The organism is Conexibacter sp. W3-3-2 (genome assembly GCF_009707605.1).
GTDB lineage: Bacteria > Actinomycetota > Thermoleophilia > Solirubrobacterales > Solirubrobacteraceae > Paraconexibacter > Paraconexibacter algicola.
Map to the genome: position 1 here is coordinate 23694 of NZ_WLYW01000003.1, position 16322 is coordinate 40015.

Annotated in this window: 11 protein-coding genes and 2 pseudogenes; 7 read left to right on the forward strand and 6 right to left on the reverse strand. The window is 70.3% G+C overall.

Annotation, left to right across the window (positions count from 1 at the left end; all coding sequences use genetic code 11):
* Positions 1 to 71 precede the first annotated feature (71 nt).
* From GKE82_RS24920 to GKE82_RS27490, 5 genes and pseudogenes are all read right to left on the reverse strand, one after another.
* Positions 72 to 686, reverse strand: a complete 615-nt coding sequence (locus tag GKE82_RS24920) for a hypothetical protein (RefSeq protein WP_154735621.1) — start codon at positions 684 to 686, stop codon at positions 72 to 74.
* A gap of 287 nt (positions 687 to 973) precedes the next feature.
* A pseudogene (locus GKE82_RS31775) lies at positions 974 to 1578 on the reverse strand (DnaB-like helicase C-terminal domain-containing protein).
* Between the two features lie 37 nt (positions 1579 to 1615).
* Positions 1616 to 3772, reverse strand: a pseudogene (locus tag GKE82_RS24925) (replicative DNA helicase); the annotation flags it as partial.
* A 162-nt stretch (positions 3773 to 3934) separates the two neighbouring features.
* The gene (locus GKE82_RS24930) at positions 3935 to 4237 is read right to left on the reverse strand and encodes a hypothetical protein (protein ID WP_154735623.1); all 303 of its coding nucleotides are present in this window, start codon (positions 4235 to 4237) and stop codon (positions 3935 to 3937) included.
* 107 nt (positions 4238 to 4344) lie between these two features.
* Positions 4345 to 4884 carry a hypothetical protein gene (locus GKE82_RS27490; RefSeq protein WP_196189456.1) on the reverse strand — a complete coding sequence of 180 codons (540 nt, stop codon included), beginning with the start codon at positions 4882 to 4884 and terminating at the stop codon, positions 4345 to 4347.
* 1165 nt (positions 4885 to 6049) lie between these two features.
* Between GKE82_RS27490 and GKE82_RS24940 the strand changes: the two genes are divergently transcribed.
* The 7 genes from GKE82_RS24940 (at position 6050) to GKE82_RS24970 (ending at position 14917) form a co-directional block, all read left to right on the forward strand.
* On the forward strand, positions 6050 to 6820 hold the full coding sequence (locus tag GKE82_RS24940; RefSeq protein ID WP_196189457.1) for a ParA family protein: 771 nt from the start codon (positions 6050 to 6052) through the stop codon (positions 6818 to 6820).
* A gap of 308 nt (positions 6821 to 7128) precedes the next feature.
* On the forward strand, positions 7129 to 7506 hold the full coding sequence (locus GKE82_RS24945; RefSeq protein WP_154735626.1) for a hypothetical protein: 378 nt from the start codon (positions 7129 to 7131) through the stop codon (positions 7504 to 7506).
* Between the two features lie 263 nt (positions 7507 to 7769).
* Complete coding sequence (locus GKE82_RS24950; protein ID WP_154735627.1) at positions 7770 to 7994, forward strand: hypothetical protein; 225 nt, start codon at positions 7770 to 7772, stop codon at positions 7992 to 7994.
* Positions 7991 to 9388, forward strand: a complete 1398-nt coding sequence (locus GKE82_RS24955) for an RNA polymerase sigma factor (protein WP_154735628.1) — start codon at positions 7991 to 7993, stop codon at positions 9386 to 9388. The genes GKE82_RS24950 and GKE82_RS24955 overlap by 4 nt, the downstream gene beginning before the upstream one ends.
* A 428-nt stretch (positions 9389 to 9816) precedes the next feature.
* Positions 9817 to 11616: a thrombospondin type 3 repeat-containing protein gene (locus GKE82_RS24960; RefSeq protein ID WP_154735629.1), complete on the forward strand. Its 1800-nt coding sequence runs from the start codon at positions 9817 to 9819 to the stop codon at positions 11614 to 11616.
* Positions 11617 to 11810: 194 nt separating this feature from the next.
* Positions 11811 to 13085, forward strand: coding sequence for a S8 family serine peptidase (locus GKE82_RS24965; protein ID WP_196189458.1), 1275 nt, complete (start codon positions 11811 to 11813; stop codon positions 13083 to 13085).
* Positions 13085 to 14917 carry a hypothetical protein gene (locus GKE82_RS24970; protein ID WP_154735631.1) on the forward strand — a complete coding sequence of 611 codons (1833 nt, stop codon included), beginning with the start codon at positions 13085 to 13087 and terminating at the stop codon, positions 14915 to 14917. Before GKE82_RS24965 ends, GKE82_RS24970 begins: the two co-directional genes overlap by 1 nt.
* Positions 14918 to 14955: 38 nt before the next feature.
* On the opposite strand, the gene GKE82_RS24975 is transcribed toward GKE82_RS24970, so the two are convergent.
* Entirely contained in the window at positions 14956 to 15462 is a 507-nt protein-coding gene (locus GKE82_RS24975) for a hypothetical protein (RefSeq protein WP_154735632.1), read from the reverse strand.
* Between the last annotated feature and the right edge of the window lie 860 nt (positions 15463 to 16322).

Below are 16322 nucleotides of genomic sequence, written 5' to 3' on the forward strand. Positions count from 1 at the left end.
CTCGCGTGCGCGACGACGTGGCGGCTCCGCCGAAAAGGGTCGAGCCGTGTGGGTTCAGACGGGTGGTCTGGCTAGAACGGCCGGATCTGAACACCTTCGCATGCCGCGGTTACCGGTGAGGCCGGCATGGCGCGGGCAGCTCCGGTTCGGTCCCCGCGTCGCCACACGATCCGGTCTCCGTTGACCCGAAGTCGCGAGATCGGGGAAGTGGCACGTCGCACCAAGGTCGTGGCGCCGCGGACGTCGAAGACCTGGAGCAGCGAGCGGTTGCTGCTGAGGACGGCGATCGCACCGCGCGATGTGAGAGCTACTTCGTCGATGGACGATTCTGCGTTGCCGCAGGCGACGAGCTTGCCTGTTTCGAGGTCGACGCCGAGTGCGCGTTCTGTGCCGGCGCCTGGATTGTTGCCGTCGGCGTGCCGCTGCGTATAGGCAACGAAGCGGCCTGAGAGGATGACGTGGCGCACTCGGTCGCGCTCGAAGTCAAAGCCGTTGTCATTGAAGCCGATCCGCGTGCGTTTGCCGGTGGGCCGCCAGCATCCCACCACCGATTTCGGTTCGTTGCCGAGGACCCCCGAGCGCGAGCGGAGGTACACCCGGGCTTCGGGCGAGCGAGCGAAGCTGGTGACCCCGGCGCCCTGCCCACATTCCCATTTGGGGGAAGCATTGGCCTGGGTCGCCGCCATGAGGCCCCCCGAGACGCTTCCGAGAGCGATCACTACGAAATGTCGAAGGCGGATCACGGTAGTGGCGAGTAGGCGATCGTCTGGCCTGCTGGGAAGTCTGTACCCGCTACGGAGGGGATGAAGAACGTTCGGGCTAACAACTCGTCCTGTGCCGATTTTGCGCGGGGAGTCGAAGACGTCGACCTCTGGATTGGCGAAGGCGCGATTCTTGGTCATGCTGGCTGGGGGGCTCGCGTCGGGGACGCGGAGCGGCCCTCATCTGCATTGAGAGATGCGCCCGTGCTGGATCAGGTGTTGTGGGGGCGGAAGCGGACGCGGCCGGGGTCGAAGCCGAGGATGAATTCGCCGGTGGGTCCGTGGCGGTTCTTGCGGACGAGGACGTCGGTTTCGCCTGGGCGTTCGGAGTCGGGTTCGTAGTAGTCGTCGCGGTAGAGCATGAGGACGGCGTCGGCGTCGGCTTCGATCTGCCCGGATTCGCGGAGGTCAGCTAGTTGGGGGCGACGGTCGGCGCGGTCTTCGACTTTGCGGGAGAGCTGGGAGAGGGCGACGACGGGGACGTTGAGGTCGCGGGCCATGATCTTCAGGCCGCGGCTCATGGCGGAGACGTCTTCGGTGCGGTTGCCGTTGGATCGTTCGGGCTGCATGAGTTGCAGGTAGTCGACGACGATCACGCCGAGGGGGTCTTTGCGCTGATGGCGCGGGCCTTGGCGTGGAGCTGGGTGACGGTGAGTGAGCCTTCGTCCAGGAGGGTGTAGGGGACGCCGTCGGCGTGTTGGGCGGCGCGCATGAGGGCGGCCCAGTCTTTGTCGTTGAGGTCGGCGCTGCGCAGGCGTTGGGTGCTGATGCGCGCGTGGGCGGAGAGGTGGCGTTGGACGACTTCGGTCTCGCTCATCTCCAGGGAGGCGAAGAGCACGGGGGGCGCGCTCAGAGAAGGCGATGTGCTCGGCCCAGTTCATGGCCATCGCGGTCTTCCCCATCGCCGGGCGTGCGGCGAGGATGACCAGGTTGCCGGGCTGGAAGCCGCCGAGCATGCGGTCGAGCTCGTCGAATCCGGTGGTGAGGCCGGGGATGTCTCGGTCGGACTTGGAGGCCTCTTCGAGTCGTTGGAGTTCGCGGCCGACGGCGACGTCGAGCGCGACGGCGCGGTCTTGGCTTGCGACGGTGCCGAGGGCGAAGGCGCGGGTCTGGAAGTCGGCGACGAGGCTCTCGCCCGTGGCGCCGGGTTCGCTGACGGCGGCTTGGATCTCGTAGGTGGCGGTGAGGACGTCGCGGATGGTGGCGAGGTCGCGGACTATGCCGACGTAGCTTGCGAAGTTGGCGACCGACGGGACGGCGCCGGCGAGGTTGTCGACGCCGACGGCGCCGCCGGCCTGTTCGAGCTTGCCGGTGCGGGTGAGTTCGTTGGTGAGGGTGACGGCGTCGATGGCCTCGCCTTGGCGGGTGAGGTCGAGCATGGCCTGCCAGACGACGGCGTGCCGGCCGCGGTAGAAGTGGCGGGGCTCGAGGCGCTCGACGAACGCGAGGCGGTCGAAGAGCACGCCGGAGAGCATGGCGGCACCGAGGAGTGCTTCCTCGGCTTGGAGGTTGTGCGGCAGGGTCTGGGCGGGGGTGCTCATGCTGCCTTTCGGCCGGCGGTCTTGCAGAAGTCCAGGTAGGCGAACTTCAGGTCGGTCTCGTCGCTGGCGGTGGCGATCGAGCTCCAGCCGAGGTGGTCGACGAACTCCTCGAGCACCGGCGACGCGGTGGCGAGGGGAGGCGCGGGCCTTGGTCTCGCCGGAGCGGCCGTGGGCGCTGACGGCTCGGCGCAGGTGGTTCCAGGCGGTGGCCCAGGACGGTGCGGCCTCTCCCCCACTCGCGTCCGCGACGGGTCCGCGTGCCGCGGCGTTGGTGGTGGCGGCGCGGGCGCGCAGGAGGATGTCGTCGACGAGCTCGGCGAAGGCCGGGAGGGTCTTGGCCTTGCTGCTGAGGATGGTGTCGGTCTGCAGGTAGTCGACGCCGGCCAGGAGCTGGTCCAGCGGGAAGTCCTCGAGCAGTTCTGCGGCGATGGGGAGCCAGCTGTCGCGCTGGGGGGCGTAGAGCCGGGCGACCCGCGCGGCGCTCAGGCCGCTGGCGAGGTGCCCCATGAAGCGCTCGATGAGGATCTCCACGGGATTGGTGATGAGCCTCTCCCCCGGCTGGTCTCTGGGGATGTTCTGGGCGGTCTGCTGGGTCTGTCCTTCCCGCGTGTGCGCGTAGGGCGTGCGGTCTGCACCGCCTTGGACCGGATGCTGCACGCCCATGTCCTGGCTCTCGCCCGGCCTTGTCCTGGCCTGTGCACTGTCATGTCCTGCCTGCTGCACCCCCACCAACGGGTTTGCTGCACGCCCTCGTCCTACCTGGTGCACTCCCGGATCGATCGTGGTCGGCGTCGTGTGCGTGGTGGTCGCGGGGACCTGGATGAGGCGGTAGCGGTTGGCGTGGGCCATGCCGTTGTCGCTGGTCTGGGCGTGACGTTCGATGACGCCGGAGGCGACTAGGAGGGTGATGAGGTCCTTGCCGGAGCGGACGCTGACGCCGGTGAGCTTGGCGAGCTCGGTGTAGGTGGTCTGGACGGTCTGGCGGTCTCCCCCGTGGCGCTGGGCGCCGGCGAGGTCGACGAGCGTGAGGTACATCGCGAACGCCCGCAGACGCGCGGGGCCGCTGGCGTGGCGGCCGATCGCCGCGAGGGCGGGGATGTCGACGCGCGCGAACGGCACGGGGTCGCCGAGGATCTCGATGCGTGAGGGCAGGCGCAGGGCTCCGTCGCGGCGCGTGGTGTCGCAGCTGATGGCACCGGCGTCCTGGAGGTGCGTGAGGATCCGCTGGCCGAGCTCCTTGCTGGTGCCGAAGTGGTCGGGTTGGCAGAGCTGGCGGATGGTGCGGTCGCAGATCTGCCGTCCGTCGTTGGCGCGCCCGTCGCGCAGAGCGGCGGCGGCCAGCACGACGGTCGCGCCTAGGCTCTGGGCGAGCGTGGCCCCGGTGAGGCGGCTGCGGCAGGCCGTGATGACGGCGCACGAGACCATCACGAAGCCGTCGCGGCCGTCTTCGATGAGCAGCCGCTCGGTCATCGCGAGGACGCCGCCAAGAGGAGTGACGGGGCGGGTCGCGCCGCCTGCGGGCAGGAGGCGACCGGCGCACGTCTAAGATGTGAGGGGCAATCAGGCATCTGTGCTTGAGGAGCGCCGCCCCTGGCCGGGCGGCGCTTCGTCGTTTCGGAGCGGGCTGCGTGCTTAGGCGGCGATCCGTCCTTTGGGTCGGGTGTCGCGGTCGGCTTCGCGGGAGCGCAGGGCGGCCTGCTTGGCGTCGCCGGCGAGGCGCTCGACGACCAGGCTCCAGGTGTTGCGGCTCTTGACGACCTCCAGGCGGGTGTAGGAGGGGTCGCGCTCGAGGATGCGCTCGAGCGCGGCGCGCAGGGCCTTGCGGTTGTCGGTTGGGCGCTTGGCGCGGAGTTTGAGCGCCTCGTAGACCTTGTCGTCGAGGGCGATCGTGTAGCTCTCGGACTGCCCGTCGGCGGCCTGGACGTAGGGGAGCATCCCGAGGGTGACCCAGATGCGCTTGGCGGCTCCGTCGAGGGCGCGCTGGGTTTCGAGGTCCAGGGTTCGGCCGCGGCGGTCCAGGACGGCTTCGGCAAACCACGGCGTCAGGGTGACCTGGGCGTGGGCGCCCTCGGCGTCGGCGATCTTGACGAAGCTGAGGTTGCCGGCCTTGTCGCGGGGCCCGTCGACTTCCTGCAGCGTGCGGGAGTCGGCGTAGACGGCGAGTTCGCTGAACAGGCGTCGCTGGCGGACGCCGATCTCGTTGCCGTCCTCGTCGAACTCGGGCAGTTCGAGCGAGACGTCGTAGAGGCGCTTGAGCGCGATGACGAGGTCTCGGCGCTGGTATCCCCGGGCGTGATGCCGAGCTTGCGCAGCAGCGCGCCGAGCTGGAAGCGCAGTTCGTAGGTCGTGTCGTCGCCGTCTTCGGCGAAGTCGAGGGCCATCACGGTGAGCGCGTCGAACTCCAGGGTTCCGATCGGCGCGTTGGCGGAGGAGACGACCGCGCCGGCAAGGGTGCTGGCGGAGACCTTGTCGACGAGTTCCTGGGCGTTGAACTGCACCAGGCCGACGGCGCTTCCGAGTCCCTGCTCCAGGAAGCTGCGGCGCAGCGGGTAGGGGTCGGGGCTGACGGCGGAGTCGGTCACGCGCGCCACCTTTGTCGTGGCTGCGGACGGCTCCTGCCCGTTCGGGAGTGCTGTCCACCCGCACGGGAGTGCTGTCCACCGCCAAGTGGGAGTGCTGTCCACCACCTCAACCGTTCCGCGGACCAGCAGGAGTCCCCCTTCGGCGCGTGATCGGGCGGAAAACGAGGGTGGTTCGGGGGGTGGAATAGCTCCCGGCATGCGGGAAGTGTCTGCTTCGGGGCGGATGGAGCCGGTGGGATAGCTCCCGAGGGTGGATTTGCTCCCGAGGGTGGGATAGCTCCCGACGGTGGATCTGCTCCCGAGGGTGGGATAGCTCCCGCCTTGCCGGAGGGTCCCCGCCGGCAAGAACGATGCTCTGCCGTTCCCCGGGAAACGGCCCGGTCGCGCGGCGCTTTGCGACCGGGTCGTTATGTCGACACGTCCGGTGTACGGAATCCGGGCGATCGGTAACCTCGACCAGCACTCGAGGGTTGGGTGCGATGCCTCGATCGTCGACCGGCTTTCGGATCCAGCAGTGACCTGGTCGGACGGAGCAACCCTCGAGTAGCGGTCGAGAAGTGCCATAACCCGACATGGGGCCGGCCGCGCTCCGGGTGCATAAGCTGGCGCCGGACATGTCTGCTCCGTCCGGACTCTCGGCGCCGGCCCGGGTCCTCCCTGGGCTCTTCGCGCTTCGCCGAAACGATGCAGTCACTGCCTAGCACGGACGGATTGCTGGAATCAGCGCCCGCGCGATGGCCCCCGACCCGGCAGTCGGCGATGCGCGGCCGCTCGCCGGTCGCCTGTTCCAGTCGCCAGAGGCGCGCCTCCCCCCCTCACGGGCGCCACGTTCCGTCCGGCGAGCGGTTCGCACGTCGCTCGAGGGGCCTCTCTGGCTCCAATTGGCGCCAAGGCGTGACGATTTCGCGGTCTCGCCCGGGTCGACGCTCCCTGGCGCTCAGATCGAGCCGCGCGTAGGTCGAGGGTACGATAGGTCAGACGAGCGGTGGGCCGGTCACCTGGTTGAGTGCTAGGTAGAGTGCTAGAGAGGGTGCTAGGTTATGTGGGCGAGTGTGCGAGCCGTGGTGTGTGCGCTCGTGCGAGCACGTGACCGTTGGCGTGATTGCAGGAACTGTTGACCGCAATGTCGAATGGGTGAGTGATGCTTCGACCGAATACGCGAGTGGTGACCTTCGCCAACCAGAAGGGCGGGACCGGGAAGAGCACGGTCACCGCGAACGTCGCGGCGGCGGCGGGGGAGCGCGGGCAGCGCGTCCTGGTCGTCGATGTCGACCCGCAGGCGGACGCCTCGACGATGCTCGGGGTCGACCCGTTCGCCGAAGGTCGCAAGACGCTGTTCAACGTGATGCTGGGGGAGTGCGAGATCCCCGAGGCGACCGCGCGCGACGTCGTGAAGGGCGTCGACGTGGTGGTGGGGCATCCGGACATGTCTCAGGTGGAGATCCAGCTCAGCGGCCAGATGCGCCGCGAGGAGTTTCTGCTGAAGGCGTTGTTCGACCACGTGGACGAGTACGACCTCGTGCTGATCGACTCGCCACCCAACCTGGGGCTCCTGACGATCAACGCGCTCGTGGCGGCCAACGACGTCGTCGGTGTGGTGTCGATGGTCGACCTGAACGCCTACAAGGGCGTGCTCGCGCTGATGAACACGCTCGAGGAGCTGCGCAGCAACCGCATCGACGTGCGGCTGGCGGGGATCGCCAAGACGCAGGTCGAGCGCAAGCGGCTCACCTATCAGGCGCTGCAGGAAGAGATGGCCGAGGAAGACCTGCCGATGTTCCGCAGCGAGATCCCGCTCGCGGCCGCGTTCCACAACGCCGGCGCGTCGTCGGTCCCGCTGGTGCTGTTCGCACCGGACCACGTAGCGGCGTCCAAGGTCCGGGAGCTCACGACGGAGATCCTCGAAGCCGGCGTCGTCGCGGAGGCCGCAGCATGAGCTCGCGCCCGAGCCTCAGCCGGATCGGCATGCGTCGGCCCACCGACGTCAGCGCGCCTCTGCCAACGGCCGACGACGCACCCGCTGCGGAGGAGCAGCGTCCAGCAGCGGAGTCGCTCCCGGAGCCCCCGGTCGCCGCCCTGGAGCCGGAGCCGCGGGAGTCGCCGGCCCGGCCGCAGCCGCGGCGGGCGCGCGCGCAGCGATCGGAGCGTCGCGAGTCCGGCACGACGAGCGCTCCGCGGGCGAAGGCGGAGGTGGGGGAGAGGCCGTTCCTGGGCACGGGGCGGCCCGTTCAGACTGCGGTGCTCTTGCCCAACGAGACGGCGGACCGCCTGAGTGAGCTGGCTCGTGCGGCGGGTGTCTCGATGACGGCGCTTGCGGTCGCGGTGCTGGAGCGGCATTTGCCGCTGGAGACCGGGAAGGTGCGAGAGCTGGTCCTGGCGACCGCGCGACCGCGTCGCGGGTCGGCGGCGATCCAGACCACGGAGATGAACCTGCGCCTGCCGACCCAGTTGCGCGTACGGATGGACGAGCTCATCAGCGCCCTTCCGGCTGGCGCGAAGATCAAGCGCGCCCACCTCATCAGCGGGGTCCTGGATGCTCATCTGGCCGCTGACGCGGACGCGGCCTACCGCCAGGTCACGGAGTACGAGAGTCGTTCGATGCGTCACGAGCTGGCCGCGTAGGCCGCGGTCGCAACGTGGACCGCCCCCGGACGGGTGGGCGGCGTCCAACCAGAAAACTTCAGTCGTGCACGGCTTTCTGGTGCCCGTGCGACGAGTTTCGGTGCGTCGGCTTTGACTGTCGGGCCGGGACGCGTAGGTTGCGGGGACGGATGCGGGACCGCAGGGAAGGACGTTGCGCCGGGCAGGGGACGCCCGGTGAGCGCGTATGCGCCACGAGGCCCGAAGGGGGGTCACTTCGCCCTGCCCGGTGTCTGGTTCAGGGCATGGCGCCGATCTCCGACCAGCACTGGCTCGAGATCGTCGACGTCCACCCGAACCTCGGAGTGCTCGAAGCGGCGGTCCTGACCGGCGCGGGCGCGACCGCTGCCGGCTGCTTTCGCGAGTACGCGATCGAACGCCTGCGCAGCGGAGACGAGCGCCTCGCTGGCGCCAGGGCCATGGGCCGTGTCCTGGCGGATCTCGACGACGCCGGGCGGCCGGGCGCGTGAGCACGATGCGTAGCCCGCTCGATGCCGCGCGGTTTGACGCGATGGTCCGCGAGGTCCACGGGCGTCAGGACGAGATCGTCCGGATGGTGGCGCGCAAGGTCGGCCCGGAATGGGCGGAGGACGCCACGTCCGATGCGTTCGCTGAGGTGCTCGGAGATCCGGCGAAGCTCGAGCGCTACGCGACCGCGCAGGGTCGCAGTCGCCCGACGAGCGAGGACCTGATGGCGTTTGTCGTCACGAAGGCCTACGACCGAGCGCGCGATGCGAAGAAGCACGTCGAGGGCCGCGAGAAGAGTGGGCCCCGGTCGTTCGTCGCGTTCGATGAGGCGATCGGCGTACCCGCGGAGACCGGCCTGGAGCTCGAGGAGCTGGACACGGCGGGCGGTTCGGAGTGGCTTGATCGTTTCCAGGAGCTGCTGTTGCGTCTTCCGGAGGATCTGCGGCAGTTCGCGCGCGTGCGGCTGGTCGAGATGGGAGGGGCGCCGGAGTCGCGGATGAGCATGGAGGAGGCCCGCGAGCATCTCGGGTTGACCCCGAAGGGGTGGCGCAAGCGCGCGACCCGGCTGAAGGCCGCGCTGGCGGTCGAGGTCGAGGGCATGGCTGCCGGCGCCTGGTGTGCGGAGCATCGTTCGGGGATCGCCGAGCTCGTTCTGGAGCGGACGCTGCAGGATTCCGATGGGGTGGAGGCGCTGCACCTGCGCCACTGCGAGCGGTGCAACGACTACGTGCTGCACGTGATGGCCGGCATGCACGACCGCGCCGCGGCGGTGCTGCCGCCGGTGCCCGCGCTGGCCGGAGCCGGTCTGCTGGCGTCGGTCGCGGCCCGGGTGGGGGACTGGTTCTCAAGCGGCGAGGGCGCCACCGTCACCGCGGGCGGTACGGCAGCGTCTGGCGGCCTGCTGGCGGGCGGGACGGCGGTGAAGGCGTGCGCTGGTCTTGCTGCGGTCGGATGTGTGGCGGTGGCCACGCCCGTGGTGATCGAGAAGGTCGACCGCGAACCGGTCAAGCCGGCGGAGCGCGCCGCAACTACGGCGCGGACCGCCCGGCCGGCCCCCGTGGCGTCGGTCGCGCCGGTCGTGACGGCGACGCCGTCACCTGCTCTGGTGCGGTCCCAGTCGAGTGCGCTGAACCGGTCGTCGCAGCGCGCTCGGCGCGCGGCGCGTCGGGAAAAGCGTGCCAGTGCGGAGGTGGCGTTCAAGAGTTCTTCGGCCGCTTCGGCGACGCGTTCTGCGTCGGCGACGGGGTCTGACAAGGCATTCGGCGTGGCGCCGCGTGCGGCTCCGGTGTCGGCTCCGGCTGGGTCTTCGGGCTCGTCGGGGTCCGGCGGCGGGGGCGCAGGCGGTGCGCCGACGAGTGCGGACAAGGCGTTCGGCTTGTCCACCGACGGTGGGTGAGGTTCGCAGACCAGGGACGGGCCGCGTGCTGGGAGCGCGCGGTATGGGCGCGGGGGCATTGCCAGTCGCGCGAACTGATCGGAAGTAGGAGAAGCATGCAGTTCAAGACACAGGTTGGGGGACGGCTTCTGCGTTACGCGGTGGCCCTGGGCTTCGCAACGACGGCCGGCGTATCGATCGCGCCCGCGGTCGCTGCGGCGGACACCTACGAGTTGGAGCAGTGCACGTCGGCGCGCCCCGGCACGTCGGGGTGGGAGAGCGCCTACGCGGGCGCTTGGGTGTACGTGGGCGATGACTGCCCGTCCGGTGGTGGGCTGTCGACGGCGTTTGACAGCGGCCAGGGACATACGGCTGGGAACGTCGCGCAGTGGACGTTCACGGCGCCGGCGAACACTTCGCTGCATCACCTCGCTGTTGACTCGCGGCAGATGCGCGCGGGCCGCCCGCACCCCAACGGATTTGGCGACTCGTCGGGGTTCGTGCTCAAGAACGGATCGACGGTCCTTGAGGACTGCGTCCAGCTGTACGCGTGCGGGTCCCGGTCAGGACCGGCGAACTACGGCCTGGGTGGCGCGTCCTCGGTGACGTTCGGCGTGCAGTGCACCGGTGCCAACGGCTGCCCCGCAGACACGGTGTCGGCCTCGATGCGCGGGATGCGGCTGCAGATCAACGACGGCCTCGCGCCGGCGATCTCGGGGTTCAGCGGTTCACTGACGTCGACCGCGACGACCATCCGCACGCGGCAGCTCGCGTTCTCGGCGACCGACCAAGGCGGCGGGGTCTTCCGCCGGCGCCTGGTGATCGACGATGTCCCGCAGGCGCTCGCCACGGTCGACGGCAACGGCGGGGCGTGCGCGACCCCGTTCACGCAGAAGGTCCCGTGCAAGCTCTCGGCGTCGGAGACGTTCAGCTTCGACACCGCGACGCTCACCGACGGCACGCACGACATCTCGCTGCGCGTGACCGACGCGACCGACACCAACCAGGCGCAGACCGCCGCGTGGACGATCAAGGTCGACAACGTCGCGCCGAGCTTCGGGACGCCGACCGTTTCCGGTTCGTCTGCGCAGGTCGGCACGGAGCTGACGTGCTCGCCGGGTGCGATCGACGGACAGAGCCCGACCGTGAGCTATCAGTGGCTGCGCGCGAACGCGGACGGCTCGGGCCAGCAGGAGATCCCCGGCGCGACCAGCGCGAAGTACACGCCCGCTGCCGCGGACCAGTCCAAGAAGCTCCTTTGCCGCGTGACCGCAACCGATGGGGGCGGGTCGACCACGAAGACCTCGACGACCACGAGCGGCCCGTTCGACAACGGCGCAACCGTCCAGCCCGCCCCCACGGAGCCCGCTCCATCCGGCACTGCCTGCCCGTCGGCCCCAACCGGCACTGGCAACGGTCCCACTGAGGACGCGGACGGCGATCGCATCCCGAACTGTGCGGACAGCGATGACGACGGGGATGGCGTTCCGGACGCAGCCGATCCGGCTCCGTTTGACCCGAAGGTGCCCGGCGAGGCGGGCAAGGACCCGGCGTCGTCCTCGAGCTCGCCCTCGGCAGGGGGCGTCGCAGCCTCCTCGGGGACCGGGGGAGAGGGTGCGGGCCTGAAGGTCAACGGCGAGAACGGTCATCCGCAGGCGGTCTTGTCGGCGGTGTGGCTGAAGGGCCGCACCCGTGGACAGACGACGCGGTACGGGACCTCGGCGACGATCCGCGGTCAGCTGGCCCGTCCGGACGGCGGAAAGGTCGACGACGCAAAGATCGAGCTCGTCTACCTCGAGGCTGGAACGGTCCGCGACATGGGCGGTGCCCGCACGCGCAAGGACGGCTCGTTCGTCATCAAGCTCCCGAGCAACAGCCCGTCCCGCAAGCTGCAGCTGCGCTACCGCTATGACCTCAGCAAGCAGGACGTCACCTCCAAGGTCGAACTCGCTCTGACGGTCCGCGCGACGGCACGTCTCAGCGTCGCCAAGCGTCCCGGCGCGATCCGCCTTCGCGGCAAGATCGGCGCACCGGGGAAGCTCGGCGGCCGGAAGGTCACGATCCAGTACCGCACCGCCGGTCGAGCCTGGCGCCCGTTCCTGACGCTGCGGTCGACCTCCCGAGGCGCCTTCTCCGGCCGCTACCGCCTGGCCGCCCCGCTCAGCGGGACCGTCCAGTTCCGAGCCGTGATCGGAAGTGCCACCAGCCACATCGGCGGCGCGAGCCCGACCCGGAAGGTGCGCTTCTGATGCGGCGAGGGGAGCGGATCCACCGCTCCGAGAACGGAATGTCCGCGGCCGGCCGCCCTCCAGGGCGGCCGGCCCCCGGCCGTAGGACGATTCTCGCTGTCGCGATCGCCGCTCTCACGCTGGGGCCAGGGACGGTTTACGCGGCGGAGTCCTCATCGCCCACAGCTCAGCAGCGCGCGTTCGGCGCGGAGTGGATGCCGTTCATCGACCCAGCCGATCTCCCCGGGGAGACATCGCGCGGCGTGGTCTGCCTGGTGGACACTGGCGTCGCGGTCTCCGCTGACCTGCCATCGGACCGGCCGGCAGGCCCGGTGGTGGAGCGACTCTCGTTGTACTCCGGGGCCGATCCCTCCGGCGAGCCGACCACTCAGGGTCAGCACGGATCACGGATGGGGCTGATCATCGGGGCGCAGGCCAACGGAGTCGGGACGATCGGCGCCACCCCGATCGCGCGCATGGTGTCACTGCGCGCCACTCGCCCCGGCGAGTCCGCCTTCCGCGCCACCGACTACGAGGGCGGCGTGGCGCGTTGTGCCCGAACGTCCTCGATCGCCGGTCGTTGGCCGGTCGCGGCGGTCAACCTCTCACTGGGCTCCGACAACTCCCCGACCACCGATGAGCGCACGACGCTCGAGAGCAGAGTGGGGGAGGCCCGCGGCAACGGCGTCTCCGTCGTCGCAGCTGCCGGCAACACCGCTGGTGCGCCCAACGGGTGGCCCGCCACCGCCGATGGCGTCATCGCGGTCGCAGCGGGTACGCCGGCGGGCGGGCTGTGCGGCTACGCCTCGTACAGCCCGGGGACACTGGTCGGCCCGGGGTGCGGGATCGACACGGCAGATGGCGAGGCACCGGTGACCACGGAGAACGGTGGGTCGTCTTCGGCGGCCGCGTTCACGTCGGCGATCGTCGCTGCGCTGCGGTCATGGCGCCCGGCGGCGACCCCGGCTGAGGTCGAGGGCTGGCTTCGCACCGGCGCACGGACCGTCGCCGATCGCCCGGTCCTCGATGTCGCAGGAGCCTTCCGCGCGGCGGGGCTCGGCGGTGTCGTTGACCGCGCCACCGCGCGCCGCGCCGCCCAGCCTCAGGATCCCGCACCGAGCGCGACGACGACTCCGCCCCAACCGGACCAGACGATCATGGAGCCAGCTTCAGCGGCAACGCCGACTCCCGCGACGAACCCCAAGACGCCGCGCCTGCCCGACGTGCGCCTGGCGTCGGCCAGGTGGGTCCGCGGTCGCGTGGTTGTGGTTGTCCGCAACCGGCCGACGGGTGCCCGCGTTGAGGTGAGCGCGCAGTTGTTCCGTGGCTTTCGGGTTCGCCCGTTGCGCCGCGTGACCGTCCGCAGCTCTCGTGTCAGCTTTCGCGTGACGCGCCGACCCGATCGCATCCTGGTCCGGTTTGTCGGTGCGAAGTCCTCCGGCGGCCCGAGGGAGTATCTGTACCTGGACCGCCGAAACCGCTTTCGCTGATGCTCGACCGCACTACCCGACGAATCACGCTGCTGCTCACCTGCGGACTGCAGGCGTGCGCGATGGTCGGCGCCTCTACCGCGCTTGCCGGGACGTACACCGTGCAGTCGTGCGGCTCCACGGGCTCTATCGACGGGTGGTCGGCCGTGAACACCGCGGGAAGCTCCATGCTGACCAGCAGCGCCTGCGGCGGCACCAACCCCGGCGACGGGCTGCGCGCCGCGGACGTCCTGCCATCGCCCGATGTCATCGGAACCACCACCACGGCATGGAGATTCGAGCCCCCCACCGGCACGAGCATCACGACCGTGGTCATGAGGGACTTTGTCAAGAAGTACGACACCAACTGGGTTATGGGAATGAACGTCCCGAGTGGACCTGGAGCGGGTCAGTACGAGGACTGCGTGATCACGGGTGGCGGTTTCTGCCAGTTCGCTGGCCAGTTCGATGTGACGTTGAGCGGTATCGACGCGCCGTATGTCGAGTGGGGCGCGTTCTGCCGTCCGGTCGCTCCCGATACGGGGTGCGGGACTGGCTTCTCTGTGAACGACGTCCAGGCGGACCTCTATCGCGCGACCCTCACGATCAAGGACACCGTCGCACCGGGATCGGCGGTCTTGTCCGGGACGCCGGCTGGCTGGGTGCGCTCGCTCACCGGCACGGTGTCTGGCACGGACTCGGGCGGCGGCGTCGGCGCGTTGGAGCTGGTCGGGCCGAGCGGCGAGTTGCTGGGCTCGTCAGGGTCTAGCTGCTCGTTCGTGCTCGCCCGTCCTTGCCCGGCGTCGCGTTCGGCCGCGGTCAACGGCGACCTGTCCGCGCTGGCTGACGGCGAACGTCAGGTCCGCGGCCGCGTCGTCGACGCGGGCGGCGAGTCCCTGCTCTCGACACCGGTGACGGTGCGAGTCGATCGCACCGCACCGGACACGCCGGTCGGCGTGACGGGCGACGCGGACTGGTCACCCGCCGACGGCGTGACGCTTTCGGTGCCGCATCCAGCTCAGCCGTTCGCTCCGATCGCGCAGGTGAGAACGGAGCTGTGCACGCCGACGTGCGCGGTATCCACGACGACGGCTGCGTCGGGGAGCCCGACGGCGGTGTCCGTTGCTGGGCTCCCGGAGGGCACGTCGCAGGTCCGGGTCAGGTTGGTCGACGAGGCCGGTAACGAGAGCGGCAACGCCTCGGTCTCGGTGCAGCGCGACCGCACCTCGCCGTCGCCGAGGATCGACGGACTGGGCACGGTCTATGACGGCGACCTCGTGCGCCCGACCGTGGGCGCCGAAGACGCGTTGAGCGGTGTCGCCACCGTCTCTCGCGAGGTGCAGATCGATGGGGGCCAGTGGACTGCCGCCGCGGATGGCGTGGTGGCTCAGTCCGGCCGGACGTATCGGTTTCGCGCGGTCGCGGCCGATGTCGCGGGCAACACCGCAATGGTGCAGACGGAGTCGGTCACCGCGGTCCGGCGCCCGGAGCCGACGCCGGTTCCTACGGCGACCGCCACGCCAGTGCCGACCCCTGCCGCGACGCCTGTGCCGACGGTCTCGCCGGGCCCGCCGTCGGCGCGACCGGTGGTCAGGATCTCGTCGCTGTCCGGGCGTCGTGGCCGTGACGGTCGCGTCACGGTCCGTCTGCGCGGGAGGCACAGCGTGTCGTCCGGCCGTGCGCGTGTCCGCGTGCAGCTCGGTCGTCGCGTGGTTGTCCGGTCGGTCCGCGCCGTCCGGGGTCGCGTGTCGCTGGACCTGAAGGTCCGCGCTGCTGGTTCGCGGGTTTCGGTGCGGCTGAGCGCGACCGGTGCGGTGAAGGTCGCGACGCGGTCCGTAAGGATCAGGCGCTGAGGCGCGTGAGCCGGACGGGTTCGTCCGGCTCGGCCGGGCTACCCGAGCTGGGGGAGGTCGCCGGTTGCGGCGTAGTGATCGCGGGCATTGTCGATGTACGCGGCGATGCGGGCGTTGAGCTCGCTGAGGGAGCGACCGCGGTAGTTGGCGCAGATCAGCGTGGTCTGGGGTCCGGTGAGGCCCTGGTCCCAGATGCGCCGCATGCCGCCGTGGGTGGTCTGGCCGACGATCTGGCGGTCGTGGCCGTCGAGGTCGTAGCTGGCGATCAGCTTGCGCGTCCCATCGCCGCGGGGGGCGTCGTCCTTGCCGGGGTAGTCGCGCTTGGGCGCTTCGTCCTGGGTGGGCGCGGTCGCGAGCTGCGTGGGCCGCTGGAGGTTGCGGTCGGTGGGCAGGTCGCGACGGCGCGGCTGCGCCTTGAGCTCGCGGATCAGCTTGGACGCGTCGGAGAGGCTGAGGTCGTCCAGGCGGGGGAGCGTGCGGCCGTTGGCCTCGGCCAGCTGGGCGAGGTAGCGGCGCTGGCGGGGAGTGGCGGATCGTGCGGTCACGGTGTGGCTCCTTCGGGTTGTGCCTGGTCCTGGGTGCCGGGCGGTGAGCCTTCGACGACGGGCGCGCGCAGCGGGCGTGGCGCTGGGGTCGAACGCACGCGCTAGTTCGAGCGCCGGCCGGCGGAGCCGGGCAGCGGCGGACGGCAGCCCGTAAGGGCGGCCGCGAAGCGGGGCCGCCTGCCTGCTGCAGGCGCTCGAGCTGGCGCGGCGGATTGGCCCGGCGCTGCGATCGCGAGCACGTCCGTCATCGTGCGCGAACTGACCGACGCACAGGACTGCGGGCGCCGACGGACTAGCGATTACGACGGAGTCGCGTGGTCCCTAGCCGCTAGCGCTTTTCGCGCAAAGCGATAGCTGAGGGCTCCCGCTGGCGCACGCACGCTCCCGCGTGGAAACGAGCGCCGCACGGTGGACGTGGCTCGATGTGGCCGTCCGTTCTGACGGCCAAATCGCGCCACCTCCGGCGTTTCGTCGAGCGTCGTAGTCGTGGATGGCGTCACATCCGCCCGGCCGTCGGACTATCGCAACGCGCGATAAGCGATTGAGTCGGTAGGGGTCATTTCGGTCGTTCGGGTGTCGGGTGTCCGTCATGGACGCCTTTGGTGACGACCCGGACCTCGCGGAAGAGGACGCGCTGCTCTTTGGCGACGACGTGGCGCCGCAGCGACCGCCGAACTCGCCTCGACGCTCGTCAGCGTTGTCCCCGCGGCTCCAGGAGGCCGCTCGTCTGGCTGCCGAAACGGCGAACGGGCTGGCCGAGCGAACCGAGCCGCTCTTCGTCGAAGACCACGTCCCTGCGGCCTCGGACGACGTTGCGAAGCCTGAGAGGGAGAGGCTCGCGGAGCGCGAACCGTCGGCGA

Coding starts and splice junctions, on each gene's coding strand:
- GKE82_RS24970 (WP_154735631.1), top strand. CDS start 13,085: ATGCTCGACCGCACTACCCGACGAATCACGCTGCTGCTCACCTGCGGA.
- GKE82_RS24950 (WP_154735627.1), top strand. CDS start 7,770: ATGGCGCCGATCTCCGACCAGCACTGGCTCGAGATCGTCGACGTCCAC.
- GKE82_RS24960 (WP_154735629.1), top strand. CDS start 9,817: ATGCGCGCGGGCCGCCCGCACCCCAACGGATTTGGCGACTCGTCGGGG.
- GKE82_RS24965 (WP_196189458.1), top strand. CDS start 11,811: ATGCCGTTCATCGACCCAGCCGATCTCCCCGGGGAGACATCGCGCGGC.
- GKE82_RS24930 (WP_154735623.1), bottom strand. CDS start 4,237: ATGCTCCCCTACGTCCAGGCCGCCGACGGGCAGTCCGAGAGCTACACG.
- GKE82_RS24920 (WP_154735621.1), bottom strand. CDS start 686: ATGGCGGCGACCCAGGCCAATGCTTCCCCCAAATGGGAATGTGGGCAG.